Origin of the sequence: Flavobacterium sp., assembly GCF_035299245.1 — a bacterium.
Lineage (GTDB): Bacteria > Bacteroidota > Bacteroidia > Flavobacteriales > Flavobacteriaceae > Flavobacterium.
On record NZ_DATGWY010000005.1, the window covers coordinates 75,905 to 93,802 of the forward strand.

Sequence of the window (17,898 nt, forward strand, 5' to 3'; positions counted from 1 at the left end):
CCTAAGTTTATACAAATGTAATCAACTTGAATTAGTTTGAACCAAAAAAATGCCTTCAATAACAAATAAGTCATTGAAGGCAAAACAAAACAAAAAACAATAAAACTCTATCTTCTAGCTAGAAATACGCTTGCGATTCCTGCTTCTGCTCTTGCTTCAATTGGTGTTGCATCACCGTTGGATGTTGGTAAAGAGAATGTTAATAATCGTCCGCCAGCATTTAATCGTTCTGCTACATAAATACGTTCTGTTACGTCGTCATAAGCTACATCTACAGGATTTCCCATAGTTGAATTCGGACCGTAAACTCTCACTTGATTGGACAATGACAATGTTCCGCCATTGGCAACCGAGTTATAAACCGATGCAAAATTGTTGATTACAATTAATCCGCCATCACTATCAGAAGTTGCGCTTCCTACATCGGTTAAAATCATTCTGTTATCTGCTGCCGAATGAGCAATTCCGTGTGTTCGAACTAAACCTTCGATGGTTACTCTTTTGGTTGGAGTTATTGCCCCGTTGGCATTAGCAAAAAAATTAGTGAAAGAAACTAAATCACCTGTTGAATCGGCTACTGCATATAATGTTGTGCCGTCTAAAAAGATTCCCCATGTTTTGAAATTAACCGTATACGAGTTCAACAAAGTAAATCCTGTTGACGTTTTTTGGTATACAACTAATTTATTGGTATTTCCATTGGCTGCGTTTTGATCTTGAGTCACTACCACTTTATCACCCATCACAGCAATTTCTCTTGGATTATTGAAATCAGAAGTGCTCGAAAATGCGGGAACAATTGAAGTTACATCGGTTGCCATCACACTTTTGATTCCGTTATAAAACTCTAACTTATTGTTGGTGCGTGAAGCTAAAATTAATCCGTCGTTGGATGGATCATAAAAAATACCATCTGCATCAAAAGAAAAATGAGTTAATGTTTCTACAGTTGGTGAACTTTGAGATAAATCGGTATACGATATTCTACCCGATGTGTTACTTGCGGTAACTATTGAAAATTCAGATGCAACCGGTGTTGTCATCATTTCATCGTCGTCACTACATGAGACTAATGAAAGACTGCACATTGCGATAAATAAAAGATTGCTTTTCATAAATACTAAAGTTTTAAGGTTTAATAGCATTTACGAGAAAAGAAAGAATATGGTTTTAATTTACTGTAAAACTTCTTTCAGGAACTTTTCCAATGGCATCTTTATAGTGAAGAAGGAAAATTTTCATATCCTCTTCAAAATTACCTGTTGGATGAAAAGGAGCACCAACTCGGACTTCCTTCTTACTGTAATCAAAAGCTACAGGAATGATGGGAACGTTGGCTTTTAGTGCGATGTAGTAAAATCCAGTTCGAAGTTCTGTCACTTTCTTACGTGTGCCTTCGGGCGCAATTCCGAGTCGGAATACTTCGCGGCTATTGAAAATATCTACAATCGAATCGACTAGATTTTTTCCGCCACTTCGATCCAAAGGCGCACCACCAATTGATTTGAAATAATAGCCAAATGGGAAAACGAACAGTTCCTTCTTTCCGACAAAATTCATTTCCTGATTGGCTATTCCGCGAACAAATAAACCGATAAAAAAATCGAAATTGGATGTATGTGGCATCACTGCCAATATTGATTTCTTAATATTCTCGTCAAAACTTCCTATAATTTTCCAACCCATTAGCCGAAAAAAAATAAATTCATAGAGTCGCTTTTTCATTTGAACTATTTTGTGTAAATTTAGCATTAATCTATCATTTTGAGAAAATAAATTTATGTTCGCCAAATTTTTTAGTTACTTCATTCCGATTAACGTTGTTAAAAAAAACTCGTCTGTAAGCACTACTTTAGAAGTTACATGGAATAATGGCGAATTGGTCTTGGATTCTAAAAACACCAATTACTCCTATGGAAGTTTACAGCGCATTCTAAGAAAAGGATTAAAATACATTGGTTACGATCGGATTCGGAAGTTTGAAAATGTTTTGATTTTGGGTGTTGCTGGCGGAAGTGTGATTAAAACTTTGGTGGATGAAATAAAATTTAAAGGTAAAATTACAGGTGTCGAAATTGACAAAGAGGTTGTTGATATTGCTAACAAATACTTTCGTTTGAATGAGATAAAAAACTTAGAAATCATCATTGACGATGCCTTTGAATTTGTTTTGAAGACGAAAGATAAATACGATCTGATTATCATTGATATTTTTCAAGACACCAAAATGCCGAATTTTTTATTTGAGGATTTTTTCATCAATCGGGTTAATTTCTTACTCAATACAGAAGGATTCATTTTATTCAATACAATGGTAATTAATCAGAAAGACCGCATTCGAAATTTAGATTATAAAAAGAAATTTGACGGAAAATACTCCTTGCGTATGTACCCGAAAGTAGAAGAACACAACGAATTGTTTACTATAAAAAAACTCAACTGATGAAATCCATTCTTAGAAAGTTACTGATTGGTAAAGTTTCTAGAACTTACAAACCCAAATACAATCCGATACAGAAAAGAATTCTTAATATTCGTTCGATTTGGAATAACGACCATCAAGATGATAACGGAATTGAAAAAATTGTACGACTGATTTTATCTTCATCACAACTACTTTTTCCGGGAATTTACATTAAATATGTGGCTAACAAAATAGGTCATGAATATCAAGATTTAGCTTTGGATTTTTATGTTCTGTTTAAAGTACTTTTTCCTTTTTTAATTTTAATCAATGGTTGGCAAAATCAATCGGTCATTATTATAATTATGATTTACGTCTTAATTGAAACGGTTTTGTACATCCCAACATTGATTTTTGCATCCGATTTATTCTCACGTCCGCGTTCATACAAACGTTCAATGCTATTGTTATTTTTCAATTACATCGAAATTGTTGTGGCATTTGGAGTTTTGTATACCTTAGGAAATAACATGAACAAACCTTTTGAGCATTGGTTTGACTCGGTTTATTTTAGTTTGGTCAGTTCCAATTCGATTGGATTTGGCGATTATTATCCTGTGACTACCTTCGGAAAAGTATTGGTAAGCATACAGGCCATATTCTTCTTGTCGTTTGTGATTTTGTTTTTGAATTTCTTTTCAACTAAAGTCAAAAGTAAAGGCTATTTTGATAACGATGAAGTGGAATAATGGATAATGGATAATGGATAATGGATAATGGATAATGGATAATGGATAATGGATAATGGATAATGGATAATGGAAAACTCCTTAGTGAATCGTTTATTGTATTAATTGTTAATTATCAATTGTCAACTATCAATTGCCTCGCTTTCTCCAAATCTTCGGCAGTATCAATTCCAATTCCAACATGAGTAGTTTCTACCATTTTGATGCGTTTCCCGAATTCTAAATAGCGCAGTTGTTCTAGTTTTTCGGACGCTTCGAGTGACTTCATTGGTAACGAATAGAAATCTAAAAGTGCTTGCTTACGGAAAGCGTAAATTCCGATGTGCTGAAAATAGCGAACACCCACATTTTTTTCTCGTGGATACGGAATAACTGAGCGCGAGAAGTACAATGCAAATCCGTTTTGATCCACCACCACTTTTACATTATTAGGATTATTAATATCGTCTTCATTAGAAATTTCGCGCATTAATGAAGCCAAATCTACTTTTTTATCGGTATCATTTTTGAATACTTCAATCACTTTTGCCAAAGGTTCGGCATTGATAAAAGGCTCGTCGCCTTGAACATTAACTACTATCTCAACGTCTAAGTTTTCAACGGCTTCGGCTATTCGGTCGCTACCACTTTCGTGTTCTTTGATCGACATGATGGCTTTTCCTCCATTGGAAACTATTTCGTTAAAAATCAAATCCGAATCAGTTACTACAAACACATCATCAAATAGCTGAGTGCTTTTTGCTGCTTCATACGTTCGTAGAATGACGGTTTTTCCGCCCAAATCTTGCATGAGTTTGGCAGGAAAACGAGTAGATGCGTAGCGAGCGGGAATAACGGCGATGGTTTTCATTTTGAATTGATAATTGATAATTGATAATTGATAATTATCAATTCTTAATTGTTATTTTTTTATAAATCCAGTAGATTAGTGCAAATATAATAACTACCAGAATAACGGCTACTATTGGAAGAAATATTGCGAATGAACTTAACGTAATTGCGGTTCCGGTTTCTGCAGTTGATAGGATTGGATTTCCAACTCCTGCTGTTTTTACTGATGAGGCCAAACGTGTCGTTGTGGTTAAACTTTGAGTTGCTAAAGCGGTTCCTCCACCAGCAATTATAGCTAAGATAGTAGTTATTGTTGAGTCGACGTCAATCAAAGTGGAAGCCATGACTACAAATCCGGCTACAGTTGCCAAAGGAATTGCAATAGTGTCTAATAAATTATCTACAAATGGAATGTAATACGCTCCGATTTCAAAAATCATAGCGGCTCCAAAACTGATGAGTGCGGGCAAACCGCCAATCCAAGACCAATTTTCATTAAGCGGAATGACACCAAAATACGACGCTAAACTCAAAGCAAAAATGGGAAGAAATACTCTAAACCCAGAAGCTGAGGCGAGACCGATTCCAAGGCAGATTGATAAAATGGTTTCGAAGTTCATTACAACAATTTAATTATTTCCTTCATCAAAGCAAATTGCATACCATTAGTATTTACTCCAAATGTATAGAAATTTTTCTAAAGATTTACTCTTCAAAACTCTCGTCTTTAAAACCAATTAAATACAATTTGTCTTTGGCTCTGGTTATTGCAGTGTAAAGCCAGCGAATGTAATCGCGATCAATTCCGTCGGGTAAATACGGTTGTTCGATGAAAACGGTATTCCATTGTCCGCCTTGACTTTTATGACAGGTAATCGCATAAGAGAATTTTACTTGCAAACCATTGAAGTATTCGTTTTCTTTTACTTTTTGAAATTTGGCATATTTGGAAGTCAGATGTTCGTAATCTTTCATTACTTCTTCGTACAACTGATTGGATTGTTCATAGGTTAATGATGGTGCTTCGCTTTTAATCGTATCCAAAATCAGAACCGTTTCAAACGGAATTTGGTTGGGATAATCGACCATTCTGATTTTTACTTTGGCAAAGTTGAATCCGTATAATTCTTTGAATGAAAAGATTTCCAAGACTTCGATGATGTCGCCATTGGCAATAAAACCAGCTTCGTCTTTTTCTTTGAGCCAGAAGTAATTGTTCTTCACTACCATAAGAAAATCGCCCGTTGATAAATCGCTTTCTTTATCCAGAATTTTCATTCGAATTTGCTCGTTGTACTGATTAGCGCGTTTGTTGGAGCGCACAATAAAGGCTGTATCTTCAATCGAATAATTACTGTACGCTTGATTGATAGCATCTTGAATATCATAACCATCAGTAAGCCGAATGATGTCTTTGAAACCGCGTAACTTAAATTGAAAATCGGTGATGAAGTTTTCTTTCAAGAGTTCGCGCAATTCGGTTGCATTGTAAAGTATTCCTGAATTTAATTCCTGACGCATTACTTCATCGAGTTCGATCCAATCGATTTTTTTATCGTAGTTGAGTTCAAGCGTTTCAGTATTTAATGCTGGAGAAATATCGAGGTTTACGGGTGGTAATTGAGCGGTATCACCCAATAAAATCATTTTACAATTTTCACCACTATATATATAGGAGATCAAATCGTCGAGAAGTGAGCCATTTTCGTATAGCTTACTTTCGGCAGCAACATCCGAAATCATGGAAGCTTCATCGACTATGAAAATGGTGTTTTTGTGTTTGTTTTGCTGCATGGTAAATGCCACTCCACCACCACTCGATTTTTTGGGAAAGTAGATTTTTTTGTGAATGGTGAATGCAGGTTTATTGGAATAATTAGCAATGACTTTTGCGGCTCGACCAGTTGGCGCAAGTAAAACGTACTTTTTATTGATGTCGATTAGGTGATTGACAATGGTTGAAATGACCGTTGTTTTTCCAGTTCCAGCGTAGCCTTTTAAGACGAAAATAGCATCGTTATCGGCACTAGTTATGAAGGCGGCAATTTTCTGAAAGAAAGCATCTTGCTTAATCGTAGGATTAAACGGGAAGTTTTTGGAAAGTATGGAATAGAAATTTTTGGAAGACACAATTATTATTTAACCGCAAAGTACGCAAAGTTTTCGCAATGTTCACATAGAAAAAATGACAATGTCAATGGCAATGCCAAAATCAATCTAAAAATCTAAGAAGCTTAAGCTAGTCCTAAAATCTTACAGTCTTACAGTCTTACAGTCTTATAGTCTTACAATCTTACAATCCCAAAACTAAATCGTTCCATTATACATCGCTTTAACTATACCATCAGCAAGTCCGATTTTGGGAACGAAAATTTTGGTAGCTCGACTCCATTTCATCGCATTTAAGTAAATTTTTGTGGCTGGAATGATAACGTCGGCACGGTCAGTATTCAAACCGAGTTCAGCGATGCGTTGCTCGTATGTGAGTGAATTGAGGTATTGGAATTGCGAATTCAAGTACAAATACGATAATGGTTTGTCTTGTTGTTTACCTGATAATTTGAATAATTTATTGATGTTTCCGCCCGAACCAATTAGGATAATATCGTCATAACCTTCGGTAGTGGCTTTGATCCATTTTTCGATTTCTTCCCAAACGATGTCGTTGACCATATTATTGAGTAAGCGTACGGTTCCGTTTTTGAAGGATTTGGCGGCAACCATTTTTCCGTCGGAGAACAAGGAAAATTCGGTGCTTCCACCACCAACGTCAACATACAAATAATTTTTATCGCTGTTGATGAACGAATGCAAATCGGAAGATGCGATGATGGCGGCTTCGTTTTTACCGTCGATGATTTCGATATCGATGTCAGATTTTTCGCGGATGATTTCGATCACTTCTTTGCCGTTGTAAGCTTCTCGCATAGCAGATGTAGCGCAAGCTTTGTATTTTTCTACTTTGTAGACTTTCATTAAAAGTTGGAATGCGCGCATGGCATCTACCATTCTATCGATGTTTTCTTCAGAGATTTCACCTACGGTAAATGCATCTTGACCGAGACGAATTGGCACACGAATCAGTGCACTTTTATTGAATTGTGTTTCTTTGTCTTTTTGTTCGACTATATTGGTAATGAGCAATCGCATGGCGTTGGAACCGATGTCGATGGCTGCGTATTTTTTGATTGTAATCATTTATATTTTTAGACTTGTTTATATTTTTAGACTTACTTAGACTGCTTAGATTGTTATATTATATGACTGTAAGACTCTAAGATTGTATGACTGTAAGATTATATTATATGTTATTTGTTCTGTGCGTTCTGCATTCTGGATTCTGCTTTCTGATTCTGCCCCAGATTGCAGTGTAAATCCTTTTAGGAAGAAAGTGTGTTTTTGTTAGGGTAAAAAAGCGACTGGAAGAAGCTCTTTTTGGCCTTTACAAAAACCACTTTGTGACTAAAAGATTGAAACGAAAAGCTGGAATAGGCACATACAAAAATCATTCATTATCTTCATTCAAACTGTTTTTATAGAAATTATAGGTTTCGAGTTGGGCTCTAAAAACCGGTTCATTTTCTTTGCGCACTCTGTATTTATTGTCTAATTTTTCTGAGTGATAGCGTGCTTTTACATTTCCTTTCCAACCCACATTAAAATTATCAATTAAGTGTTGTTTGATATCTGGATCGTAAATTGGGCACGTTACTTCTACTCGACCATCGAGGTTGCGTGTCATGAAATCGGCCGAGGAAATATAGACATCGGGATCATCGTTATTGCAGAAGATGAAAATGCGCGAATGCTCCAGGAAATTATCAACAATACTGATGGCTTCGATATTTTCGCTCATGCCTTTTACGCCCGGAATTAGAGAGCATATTCCACGCACTTGCAACTTGATTTTCACTCCGGCATTACTTGCATCGTAAAGCTTATCAATCATATCAAAATCAGACAAACTGTTCATTTTCAGATTAATGTATGCATTGTTTCCAGCTTGCGCATTTAGAATTTCGCGGTCAATGAGTTTATACATTTTAGAACGCGTATAATGAGGCGAAACAATTAAATGTTTGTAGCGATGAAGTCGGTAGTTTACATCGAAAAACTCGAAGATTTTGTTGATGTCTTTAAGGATTTGTTGATGACTAGTGAATAATGTAACGTCGGTATAAATTTTGGCTGTTGATTCGTTGAAATTTCCAGTAGATATGAATCCGTAGCGCTTATTTTTACCATTTTCAAGACGTTCGATGACACAAATTTTACTGTGTACTTTTAGGCCTTTGATACCGAAAATAAGTTCGATTCCTTCTTGTTGCATTTGTTCGGCGTAGGAAATATTGCTGGCTTCATCGAAACGCGCTTGGAGTTCGATTTGCACAACAACTCGTTTCCCATTTTTGGCTGCATTGATGAGCGAACTAATGATTTGGGAGTTTTTGGCCAAACGGTACAAGGTAATTTTTATAGACGTCACTTTTGGATCTAACGCCGCTTCACGCAGGAACTTTATTAAGTAAGAAAACGTTTGATAAGGCGCTGAAATTAAGTAATCTTTTTGAGCAATTTTATTGAGAATACTTCCTTCGAGCGAAAGACCTTTTACTGGTAATGGTTGTTTTTGTTGGTATAATAAATCGAATCGTCCGAGATTTGGGAAATTCATATAATCGCGACGGTTGTGGTAACGTCCACCCGGAATGATGCTGTCGGTTTTGTCGATGTGCATACGATCGAGGAAGAATGTGAGTGTATCTTTGTCCATTTTTTTATCGTAAACGAATCGAACGGGTTCACCTATTCTTCTATCTTTCACCGATGTTGCAATTTTTTGGAGCATACTTTTGCTCATGTCGCTATCAATGTCGAGCTGTGCATCACGGGTGATTTTAATCATGTGAGCGGAAATGCTTTCGTAGTCAAAAATATTGAATATGCTGCTTAAGTTGTATCGAATAACATCGTCGAGTAACATAATGTACTGCTTCCAATCTTTATTAGGAAGTTCAACAATACGGTTGATATTTTTGGGCATTTCGATGAGCGCGTAGCGGATTTCTTTTTTGGGTTTTACCAAGCCTAGAACTTTCGATTTTTCTTGTGGTTTCATCACTAATTTGATGGCAAGGTAACCCGAAGTGTCTTTTAGAAGCGGAAATTCGGCCAAATCATTTAAGATAATAGTAACCAATTCTGGACTTACTTTTTGGATGAAAAAATCCTTTACAAATTGTTCGTGTTCGGGATCGAGTTCAGACTCATTGACAATGATGATGTCTTTTTCACGAAGTTTACTTTCAATAATTTCAAGTACACGTAAACTCTCGGACTGTTGTTTGATAACAATGTCGGTGATGTCTTTCAAAAGTTGTTCAGCTGAAATTCCGCCCAACTGTTTTTCACCTGATTCGCCACTCAGACTTAATCGCCGAATGGCTGCAAAACGCACTCGAAAAAATTCATCTAAATTATTGGAAAAAATACCTAAAAAGCGTAATCGGTCTAATAGTGGAACGGTTTCATCGGCAGCTTCTTGTAATACTCGAGCGTTAAATGCTAACCAACTTTTCTCTCTGTCTATGTAACGGTATTTTGAATCTGAATTCATAGTTATAAATCTCTTGGAACTAATATTTTGTTGGTTTTACCTTTGGTTATTGACGACCAACTGTTGGTTTCAAAAATAATCGAAACGAAACCAGAAGTGGGTACATTATCAATAAAAATGTCTCCAAATTTATTAACAAAATCTGTAATAGCATTGTTATGACCAAAAAGAATTAGGCTTTCACAATCATTTGAGCAAGATTTAACAATTTGTTCAAGTTCGTGACCGTTGAAAGTGTACAATTCCTTTTTCACAATGATAGAGGAAAGAGGAAGTTTCCAGTTCTCAACTACGAGACAAGCCGTTTGAAAAGCTCGTTGAGCTGAACTACTCCATATGGTACTTTTTGAATCGATAAACTGATGGGATTCAGTTGCAATTTTGATACTGTTTTCGATTCCTTTTACTGTCAATTGTCGATTATGATCGATAACGGGTAAATCCCATGATGATTTTCCATGTCGGATTAAAACAATTTTCTTCATATTTCTTTAACAATTTTAAGAAACAATAGTTTTTGTAAGTTTTTACATATATAAATAACAAAAAAAGCGTTTAAACCACTATTTTTTGCATTTTATCGATGATTTATTTTGGTCATGTCAAAAAGGTTTATAGTTTTGGTCTAGATTTATTAACAAAAAATTGTGGATAAAGTTTGACAAAATTGAAATTTTTAAGGCAAAATACCTCGATAAACGACATTAAAGATACACTTTATCGAGTTTAAATGTGGTTTTGTAGAAAAAATAATGTTTATGAATTACGCCAATATAAATTTGCCAGTTGTTATCCAAAATGGATACAACTCACTAACATAAGAAAAAATAAAACGATTGTTAAAATAATTACAGCTTATGAAAACTATAAACAAGTACTCGTTTATCATTTCAATTTTAACATTATTAGTAAGTAGTCTCACTTATGCGGAAGGAACACCGTCGTTATCGCCTAACTCAGCAAATATAACGGCAGTTTTGGTTGCTCCAGATATCTTGAGTGGTTCTTACAGTAACTGTCCGGAAGACAACCGTATTTACTTCAACATTGCCAACAATGCAACGGAGCGAATTTACTTTGGTTTTGACTGGAGAGGATATTCTGTTGGTTCGCCACTGAGAGTAACCAACATGTACTATCGCATCAAAAACCCATCGGGTGTTGTGGTACAAACTGGATTATGGAATAGTAACACTGGAACTGCTGGTAGTATTGATACTTATGCTCAAGCTATCGCTGGACCTAATATTGCGGGTACTGCTCCAACAGGTTACACGCCATTAAACTACGACCCAGTAGTAAATGGTGAACACTGGATTGAGTTTTACCGTAGTGATGATAATGGAGTTACTGCTAATACACAAAGAGGAGTTGCTCCTTATTTTGATTTGACAGTAGCTACAACAGCGGGTGTAAGAAGAAACGGTCGTGTTCACTCTGATAAATGGGGATTCGTAGCTGTAGACTCCAATTTTGGTAACTTTATTACTGCTAGTTCAGAGCCATCGTTTTACGCTTATACCAATGACCAAGTAGTATTATTCATTAACTTCAGACCTGGTTTTCAACCTATCGCATATAATTTAGCTGTAAACAGTTATGGTGTTACGCCAACTGGACCATTTAACATAACTAGAAGGTCAGTTAACTCAACATTATCACCTTCATTGCCAAATGGGTATAAGGTTTTCTTAAATAATCCCGATTCATCGGTTTATCCAGTAGCTGCAGTTCCTGCGGCTCCCACTTTTTTAGATCCTGCCATAACAGGTTGTGGAACTTCGTATCAGATTCGTTATAATATAACAAGCCCTGGTGATGTTCGATTATTAATCGACCTTAATGGTGTCGCTGGTTACCAACCTGGTACATCCGACCGATTGATTGAAGCTTTTAACGTTTTAGCTGGAAATAATACACTTAACTGGAATGGTTTAGACGGACAAGGTAATTTGGTTCCAGATGGAGCTAGTATGAGTTTGACACTTTTCTTCTTAGCTGGTCGTTTCAACTTACCAATTTATGATGCCGAATTAAACAAAAATGGATTCAATGTACAGTCTGTAGCACCTATTGCAATTCCAAATTCTCAAATGTACTGGGATGATACTCAACTTACCAATGTTGGTTCAAGCTGTTTAACTGATGGTAGCACTCAAGAAAATAACTTAACAGGTGCTGGTTGGGATAATTCATTAAACGGAACTCCGAGTCCAACAAGAGCATGGAGTGCTAATGGAAATCCAACCAATGCTATTCCTGCTCCTGCATCAGGTGCAAACGAAACCGATGGAATTACATGTAATGACTTCGGTAACGTTCGCGTTTTAAATACTTGGGGTTGGGGTTTAACTAATCAATCCGTTGCCACAACAGTTTTCAAAGGATGTTCTGATTTAAGAGTTGTGAAAACAGTTAGTAATGCAGCACCAACAATTGGAAGTAACGTTACCTTTACAATCACAGCTACCAATTTAGGAGTAAGTAATGATACTAATGTTGTGCTTAATGATTTGTTGCCTGCGGGTTATACACTAGTTAGTGCAACTCCATCAACTGGTAGTTACAGTAGTGCTACTGGAGTATGGACAATAGGTAACTTCAACAATTTAGCTAATGCTACTTTAACAATTGTAGCTACAGTAAATGTGTCTGGAAGTTATACCAATACTGCTACAATTACAGGAACCAATTTTGATCCAAATTTAGCAAACAATACATCAAGTGTAACTCCAGTTCCTGTTAACGCCGTAATTAATGCTGTTAATGATAGTGGATCATCTATCAATGGTTTTGTTGGAGGTACTTCCTTTACAAATGTATTGGTTAATGACACACTTAATGGCGTTGCTGTAGTTCCTTCTCAAGTCAATACTACATTTGTTTCATCAACAAATCCAGGTGTGACATTATCAGGAACCAATGTTGTAGTTGCTCCAGGAACTCCTGCTGGTAATTATACATTGACTTATCAAATATGTCAAATCGTGAACCCAACTAACTGTGATACGGCTATAGTGACTGTACCAGTAACTGCTCCAGTAATCGATGCAGTTAATGATGCAGGAACACCAGTAAATGGTTATAATGGTGGTACAGCATTTACAAATGTTTTGTTTAATGATACTCTTAATGGTGTTGCAGTTGTGCCTTCACAAGTAGCTACAACCTTTGTATCTTCGACAAATCCGGGTGTGACATTATCAGGTACAAATGTTGTTGTTGCTCCAGGAACGCCTGCTGGTAACTACACATTAACCTACCAAATATGTCAAATAACAAATCCTACCAATTGTGATACAGCAACTGTAACAGTTCCTGTAACTGCTGCTTCAATTGAAGCAAAAGACGATACAGGTAATACAGTTAATGGTTTTGTAGGTGGTACTTCATTTACAAACGTTTTAGTCAATGACACTTTGAATGGTGTCGCTGTCATTCCATCACAAGTTACTACTACCTTTGTTTCTTCAACTAATCCTGGTGTAACTTTATCAGGAACCAATGTTGTGGTTGCAGCTGGAACTCCTGCTGGAAACTATACCTTAACTTATCAAATATGTGAGGTTTTAAACCCAACCAATTGTGATACTGCGGTTGTAACAGTTCCTGTAACTGCTCCAGCTATTGATGCAGTTAATGATTCAGGTGCTTCAATAAATGGTTACGTTGGTGGTACCTCTTTCACCAATGTATTGGTTAATGATACTTTAAATGGTGCTCCAGTAGTTCCATCACAAGTAACAACTACTTTTGTATCTTCAACTCATCCAGGTGTAACCTTATCTGGAACTAATGTTGTCGTTGCGGCTGGAACTCCTGCCGGAAATTATACTTTGACTTATCAAATTTGTCAAAACATCAATCCAACTAATTGTGATACTGCTATTGTAACAGTTCCTGTAACAGCACCTGTTATTAATGCAGTAAATGATGCGGGAACTCCGGTTAATGGATATAATGGTGGTACTTCATTTACAAATGTATTGGTTAATGACACATTAAATGGTGTTGCTGTTATTCCATCACAAGTAACAACTACTTTTGTTTCTTCAACCAATCCAGGTGTAACTTTATCTGGAACTAATGTTGTTGTTGCGGCTGGAACTCCTGCTGGAAACTACACATTAACTTACCAAATTTGTGAAGTATTAAACCCAACAAACTGTGACACAGCTGTAGTAACTGTTCCAGTAACTGCTGCTTCGATTGAAGCTAAAGACGATACTGGAAATTCAATTAATGGTTATACAGGCGGGACTTCATTTACCAATGTATTGGTTAACGATACTTTAAATGGTGTTGCTGTTGTACCTTCTCAAGTAACCACAACTTTTGTTTCTTCAACTCATCCTGGAGTAACTCTATCTGGAACTAACGTTGTTGTTGCAGCTGGAACTCCTGCTGGTAACTATACTTTAACATACCAAATTTGTGAGGTATTAAACCCAACAAATTGTGACACGGCTGTCGTAACAGTTCCTGTGACTGCTGCTGCTATTAATGCAGTAAATGACACTGGTGCTTCTGTAAACGGATTCACTGGTGGAACATCATTTTCTAACGTTTTAGGAAATGATACATTGAATGGTGTTGCTGTTATTCCTTCTCAAGTAACAACTACTTTTGTTTCTTCAACCAATCCAGGTGTAACTTTATCTGGAACCAACGTTGTAGTAGCTCCAGGCACACCAGTAGGAAACTATACTTTAACGTACCAAATTTGTGAAATATTAAATCCATCCAATTGTGATACCGCAGTTGTAACTGTTCCTGTTAATGCTGCTTCTATTGATGCAGTAAATGATACTGGAAGTTCAATAAATGGTTTTGTTGGTGGTACATCATTTACTAATGTGTTAGTTAATGATACTTTAAATGGCATTCCTGTTATTGCATCACAAGTAACAACAAGTTTTATCTCTTCAACTCATCCTGGTGTGACTTTATCAGGAACTAATGTTGTAGTTGCAGCAGGTACTCCTGCTGGAAATTACACTTTAACTTATCAAATTTGTGAAAACTTAAACCCAACAAACTGCGATACTGCTACTGTAACTGTTCCTGTAACTGCTCCAGTAATTGATGCTGTTAACGATGCGGGTAATCCAGTAAATGGATTTACAGGTGGTACATCATTCACAAACGTTTTAATCAACGATACTTTAAACGGCGCTCCAGTAGTTCCTTCACAAGTAACCACCACTTTTGTATCTTCAACGAATCCTGGTGTAACTTTATCTGGAACTAATGTTGTGGTAGCTGCAGGAACTCCTGCTGGAAATTATACATTGACTTATCAAATATGTCAAATTTTAAATCCAACAAACTGTGATACTGCTGTAGTAACAGTTACAGTTTCTGCGCCAGTTATTGATGCGGTAAACGATGCTGGAACTCCTATAAATAGTTATGTTGGTGGTACTGCTCTTACAAACGTTTTAGCGAATGATACTTTGAATGGTGCTCCAGTAGTTCCTTCACAAGTTACTACTACTTTTGTTTCTTCAACCAATCCAGGTGTAACTTTATCTGGAACTAATGTTGTTGTAGCTGCCGGTACTCCAGCTGGAAACTATACCCTAACCTACCAAATTTGTCAAATTACTAACCCATTGAATTGTGATACTGCTGTTGTAACTGTTCCTGTAACAGCTCCAGCAATTGTAGCTAATGATGATAATGGTTCAACAATCAACGGTTATGTAGGTGGAACTTCATTTACAAATGTTTTAGTTAACGATACTTTGAATGGTGCTCCAGTAGTTCCTTCACAAGTTACTACTACTTTTATTTCTTCAACTAACCCAGGTGTAACCTTATCAGGCACTAATGTTGTGGTTGCCGCTGGAACTCCTGCTGGAAATTATACTTTAACTTACCAAATTTGTGAAATAGTTAACCCTACCAATTGTGATACCGCAATTGTAACTGTTCCTGTATCAGCTGCTACAATTGATGCAGTAAACGATAACGGTTCTCCTGTAAATGGATACAATGGTGGTACAGCTTTCACAAATGTTTTAGCAAATGATACTTTGAATGGTGCTCCTGTTGTTCCATCACAAGTAACCACTACTTTTGTTTCTTCAACCAATCCTGGTGTAACTTTATCTGGAACTAATGTAGTTGTTGCTCCAGGTACTCCTGCGGGTAATTATACTTTAGTATATCAAATTTGTGAAATTTTAAACCCAACCAATTGTGATACTGCTACAGTAACAGTACCAGTAAATGCTGCTGCTATTATTGCTAACGATGACACTGGTTCCTCAGTAAACGGGTATACTGGTGGTACAGCTTTCACTAATGTATTGGTAAATGACACTTTGAATGGTGCTCCAGTTATAGCATCTCAAGTGAATACAACCTTTGTTTCTTCTACAAATCCGGGTGTAACTTTATCTGGAACTAATGTAGTGGTTGCAGCTGGAACTCCTGCTGGAAATTATACATTAACGTATCAAATCTGTGAAATTTTAAATCCAACTAACTGCGATACTGCAGTTGTAACTGTTCCTGTAACTGCTGCTACAATTGATGCAGTAAACGATGCTGGAACTCCTGTAAATGGTTATGTTGGCGGTACAACTTTAACTAATGTTTTAGCAAATGACACACTAAATGGTGTTGCTGTGATTCCTTCACAAGTAACCACTACTTTTGTTTCTTCAACTAATCCTGGTGTAACTTTATCAGGCACAAATGTTGTGGTTGCTGCTGGAACTCCTGCTGGAAATTATACTTTGACTTATCAAATCTGTGAAGTATTGAATCCTAGCAATTGTGATACTGCAACTGTAACAGTTCCTGTAACAGCTGCTCCAATTGTTGCTAATGACGATACTGGTGCTCCTACAAATGGATATACTGGTGGTACTGCCTTTACTAATGTATTAGTAAATGATACTTTAAATGGTGTTGCTGTGATTCCTTCACAAGTAACAACAACTTTTGTATCTTCGACTAATCCTGGTATCATTTTATCAGGAACAAATGTAGTTGTTGCTCCAGGTACTCCTGCTGGAAATTATACTTTAACATATCAAATTTGTGAGGTATTAAAACCAACAAATTGTGATACTGCTGTTGTAACGGTTCCTGTAAATGCTGCTCCAATCGTAGCTAATGATGACACAGGCGCTTCAGTAAACGGATTCACAGGTGGTTCTTCATTTACAAATGTTTTAGGTAATGATACACTTAATGGTGTACCTGTATTACCTTCCCAAGTAACAACCACTTTTGTATCTTCTACTAATCCAGGTGTAACATTATCTGGAACTAATGTGGTGGTTGCAGCTGGAACTCCAGTTGGAAACTACACCTTAACCTATCAAATTTGTGAAATTTTAAACCCAACCAACTGTGATACTGCTATTGTAACTGTACCAGTTAACGCTGCTTCAATAGATGCGGTAAATGACTTTGGTACTCCAGTTAATGGATATGTTGGTGGAACATCTTTCACTAACATTTTAGGAAATGACACTTTAAATGGTTCACCTGTTGATCCATCTCAAATAACAACCTCTTTTGTTTCATCAACAAATCCAGGTGTCACTTTATCTGGAACTAATGTAGTGGTTGCAGCAGGTACACCTGCTGGTAATTACACTTTAACGTATCAAATTTGTGAGATTTTAAATCCAACAAACTGTGATACTGCCACTGTAACTGTTCCTGTAACAGCTGCTACTATAGTTGCTAATGACGATGCTGGTTCATCAATTAACGGATTAGTTGGTGGTACTTCATTTACTAATATTTTAGCGAATGATACTCTAAATGGTAACCCAGTTATTCCATCACAAGTAACAACAACTTTCGTTTCTTCTACGAATTCTGGTGTAACTTTATCTGGAACAAACGTAGTAGTTGCTCCAGGAACTCCAGCGGGTAACTATATTTTAACTTACCAAATTTGCGAAGTATTGAACCCTGCAAATTGCGATACTGCAATTGTAACTGTACCTGTTACTGCTGCTGCTATTGATGCAGTTAATGATACTATTGGTTCAACAAACGGAACTAATGGTAATCCTAATGCAGGTAATGTATTAACTTCAAATGGTAATGGTCCGGATACTTTAAACGGTGTTCCTGTGACGATTTCTCAAGTTACTATTTCTGTAGTTACTCCTGCTACTCCAGTTACTACTGGTGCTCCAGTTCCAACGGTTGATCCTGTTACAGGTCAGATTTCTATTCCTGCTAACACTCCAGCTGGAAACTATACTATTACGTATCAAATCTGTGAGATTTTAAATCCAACTAACTGTGATACTGCTGTAGTT

General features: G+C 36.6%; 10 protein-coding genes and 1 pseudogene. 3 read left to right on the forward strand and 8 right to left on the reverse strand.

Annotated features, from left to right (window positions below; all coding sequences use genetic code 11):
• Positions 1-107: 107 nt before the first annotated feature.
• Both VK161_RS04140 and VK161_RS04145 read right to left on the reverse strand, forming a co-directional pair.
• A complete protein-coding gene (locus VK161_RS04140; protein ID WP_324213495.1) occupies positions 108-1,115 on the reverse strand; it encodes a hypothetical protein in 1,008 nt (335 codons plus the stop codon).
• Positions 1,116-1,170: 55 nt separating this feature from the next.
• The gene (locus VK161_RS04145; protein ID WP_324213496.1) at positions 1,171-1,725 is read right to left on the reverse strand and encodes a 1-acyl-sn-glycerol-3-phosphate acyltransferase; all 555 of its coding nucleotides are present in this window, start codon (positions 1,723-1,725) and stop codon (positions 1,171-1,173) included.
• A gap of 55 nt (positions 1,726-1,780) precedes the next feature.
• Here VK161_RS04145 and VK161_RS04150 point away from each other — a divergent pair, with 55 nt between their 5' ends.
• A complete protein-coding gene (locus VK161_RS04150; RefSeq protein WP_324213497.1) occupies positions 1,781-2,443 on the forward strand; it encodes a fused MFS/spermidine synthase in 663 nt (220 codons plus the stop codon).
• Entirely contained in the window at positions 2,443-3,153 is a 711-nt protein-coding gene (locus VK161_RS04155; RefSeq protein ID WP_324213498.1) for a potassium channel family protein, read from the forward strand. Before VK161_RS04150 ends, VK161_RS04155 begins: the two co-directional genes overlap by 1 nt.
• Before the next feature lie 115 nt (positions 3,154-3,268).
• Here VK161_RS04155 and kdsB read toward each other — a convergent pair whose 3' ends face one another.
• From kdsB to VK161_RS04185, 6 genes are all read right to left on the reverse strand, one after another.
• On the reverse strand, positions 3,269-4,003 hold the full coding sequence (kdsB, locus tag VK161_RS04160; protein ID WP_324213499.1) for a 3-deoxy-manno-octulosonate cytidylyltransferase: 735 nt from the start codon (positions 4,001-4,003) through the stop codon (positions 3,269-3,271).
• 37 nt (positions 4,004-4,040) lie between these two features.
• The gene (locus tag VK161_RS04165) at positions 4,041-4,604 is read right to left on the reverse strand and encodes a DUF4126 domain-containing protein (protein WP_324213500.1); all 564 of its coding nucleotides are present in this window, start codon (positions 4,602-4,604) and stop codon (positions 4,041-4,043) included.
• An 85-nt stretch (positions 4,605-4,689) separates the two neighbouring features.
• Positions 4,690-6,114, reverse strand: a complete 1,425-nt coding sequence (locus VK161_RS04170; RefSeq protein WP_324213501.1) for an ATP-dependent DNA helicase — start codon at positions 6,112-6,114, stop codon at positions 4,690-4,692.
• A 177-nt stretch (positions 6,115-6,291) separates the two neighbouring features.
• Positions 6,292-7,182 carry an exopolyphosphatase gene (locus VK161_RS04175; RefSeq protein WP_324213502.1) on the reverse strand — a complete coding sequence of 297 codons (891 nt, stop codon included), beginning with the start codon at positions 7,180-7,182 and terminating at the stop codon, positions 6,292-6,294.
• A gap of 307 nt (positions 7,183-7,489) precedes the next feature.
• Positions 7,490-9,601, reverse strand: coding sequence for a polyphosphate kinase 1 (gene ppk1 / locus VK161_RS04180; RefSeq protein WP_324213503.1), 2,112 nt, complete (start codon positions 9,599-9,601; stop codon positions 7,490-7,492).
• Positions 9,602-9,603: 2 nt separating this feature from the next.
• Positions 9,604-10,086, reverse strand: a complete 483-nt coding sequence (locus VK161_RS04185) for a histidine phosphatase family protein (protein WP_324213504.1) — start codon at positions 10,084-10,086, stop codon at positions 9,604-9,606.
• A gap of 372 nt (positions 10,087-10,458) precedes the next feature.
• Here VK161_RS04185 and VK161_RS04190 point away from each other — a divergent pair.
• Positions 10,459-17,898 (forward strand): annotated as a pseudogene (locus VK161_RS04190) (hypothetical protein); the annotation flags it as partial.

Coding starts and splice junctions, on each gene's coding strand:
- VK161_RS04185 (WP_324213504.1), bottom strand. CDS start 10,086: ATGAAGAAAATTGTTTTAATCCGACATGGAAAATCATCATGGGATTTA.
- VK161_RS04165 (WP_324213500.1), bottom strand. CDS start 4,604: ATGAACTTCGAAACCATTTTATCAATCTGCCTTGGAATCGGTCTCGCC.
- VK161_RS04155 (WP_324213498.1), top strand. CDS start 2,443: ATGAAATCCATTCTTAGAAAGTTACTGATTGGTAAAGTTTCTAGAACT.
- kdsB (WP_324213499.1), bottom strand. CDS start 4,003: ATGAAAACCATCGCCGTTATTCCCGCTCGCTACGCATCTACTCGTTTT.
- VK161_RS04145 (WP_324213496.1), bottom strand. CDS start 1,725: ATGAAAAAGCGACTCTATGAATTTATTTTTTTTCGGCTAATGGGTTGG.
- VK161_RS04150 (WP_324213497.1), top strand. CDS start 1,781: ATGTTCGCCAAATTTTTTAGTTACTTCATTCCGATTAACGTTGTTAAA.
- VK161_RS04175 (WP_324213502.1), bottom strand. CDS start 7,182: ATGATTACAATCAAAAAATACGCAGCCATCGACATCGGTTCCAACGCC.
- ppk1 (WP_324213503.1), bottom strand. CDS start 9,601: ATGAATTCAGATTCAAAATACCGTTACATAGACAGAGAGAAAAGTTGG.
- VK161_RS04140 (WP_324213495.1), bottom strand. CDS start 1,115: ATGAAAAGCAATCTTTTATTTATCGCAATGTGCAGTCTTTCATTAGTC.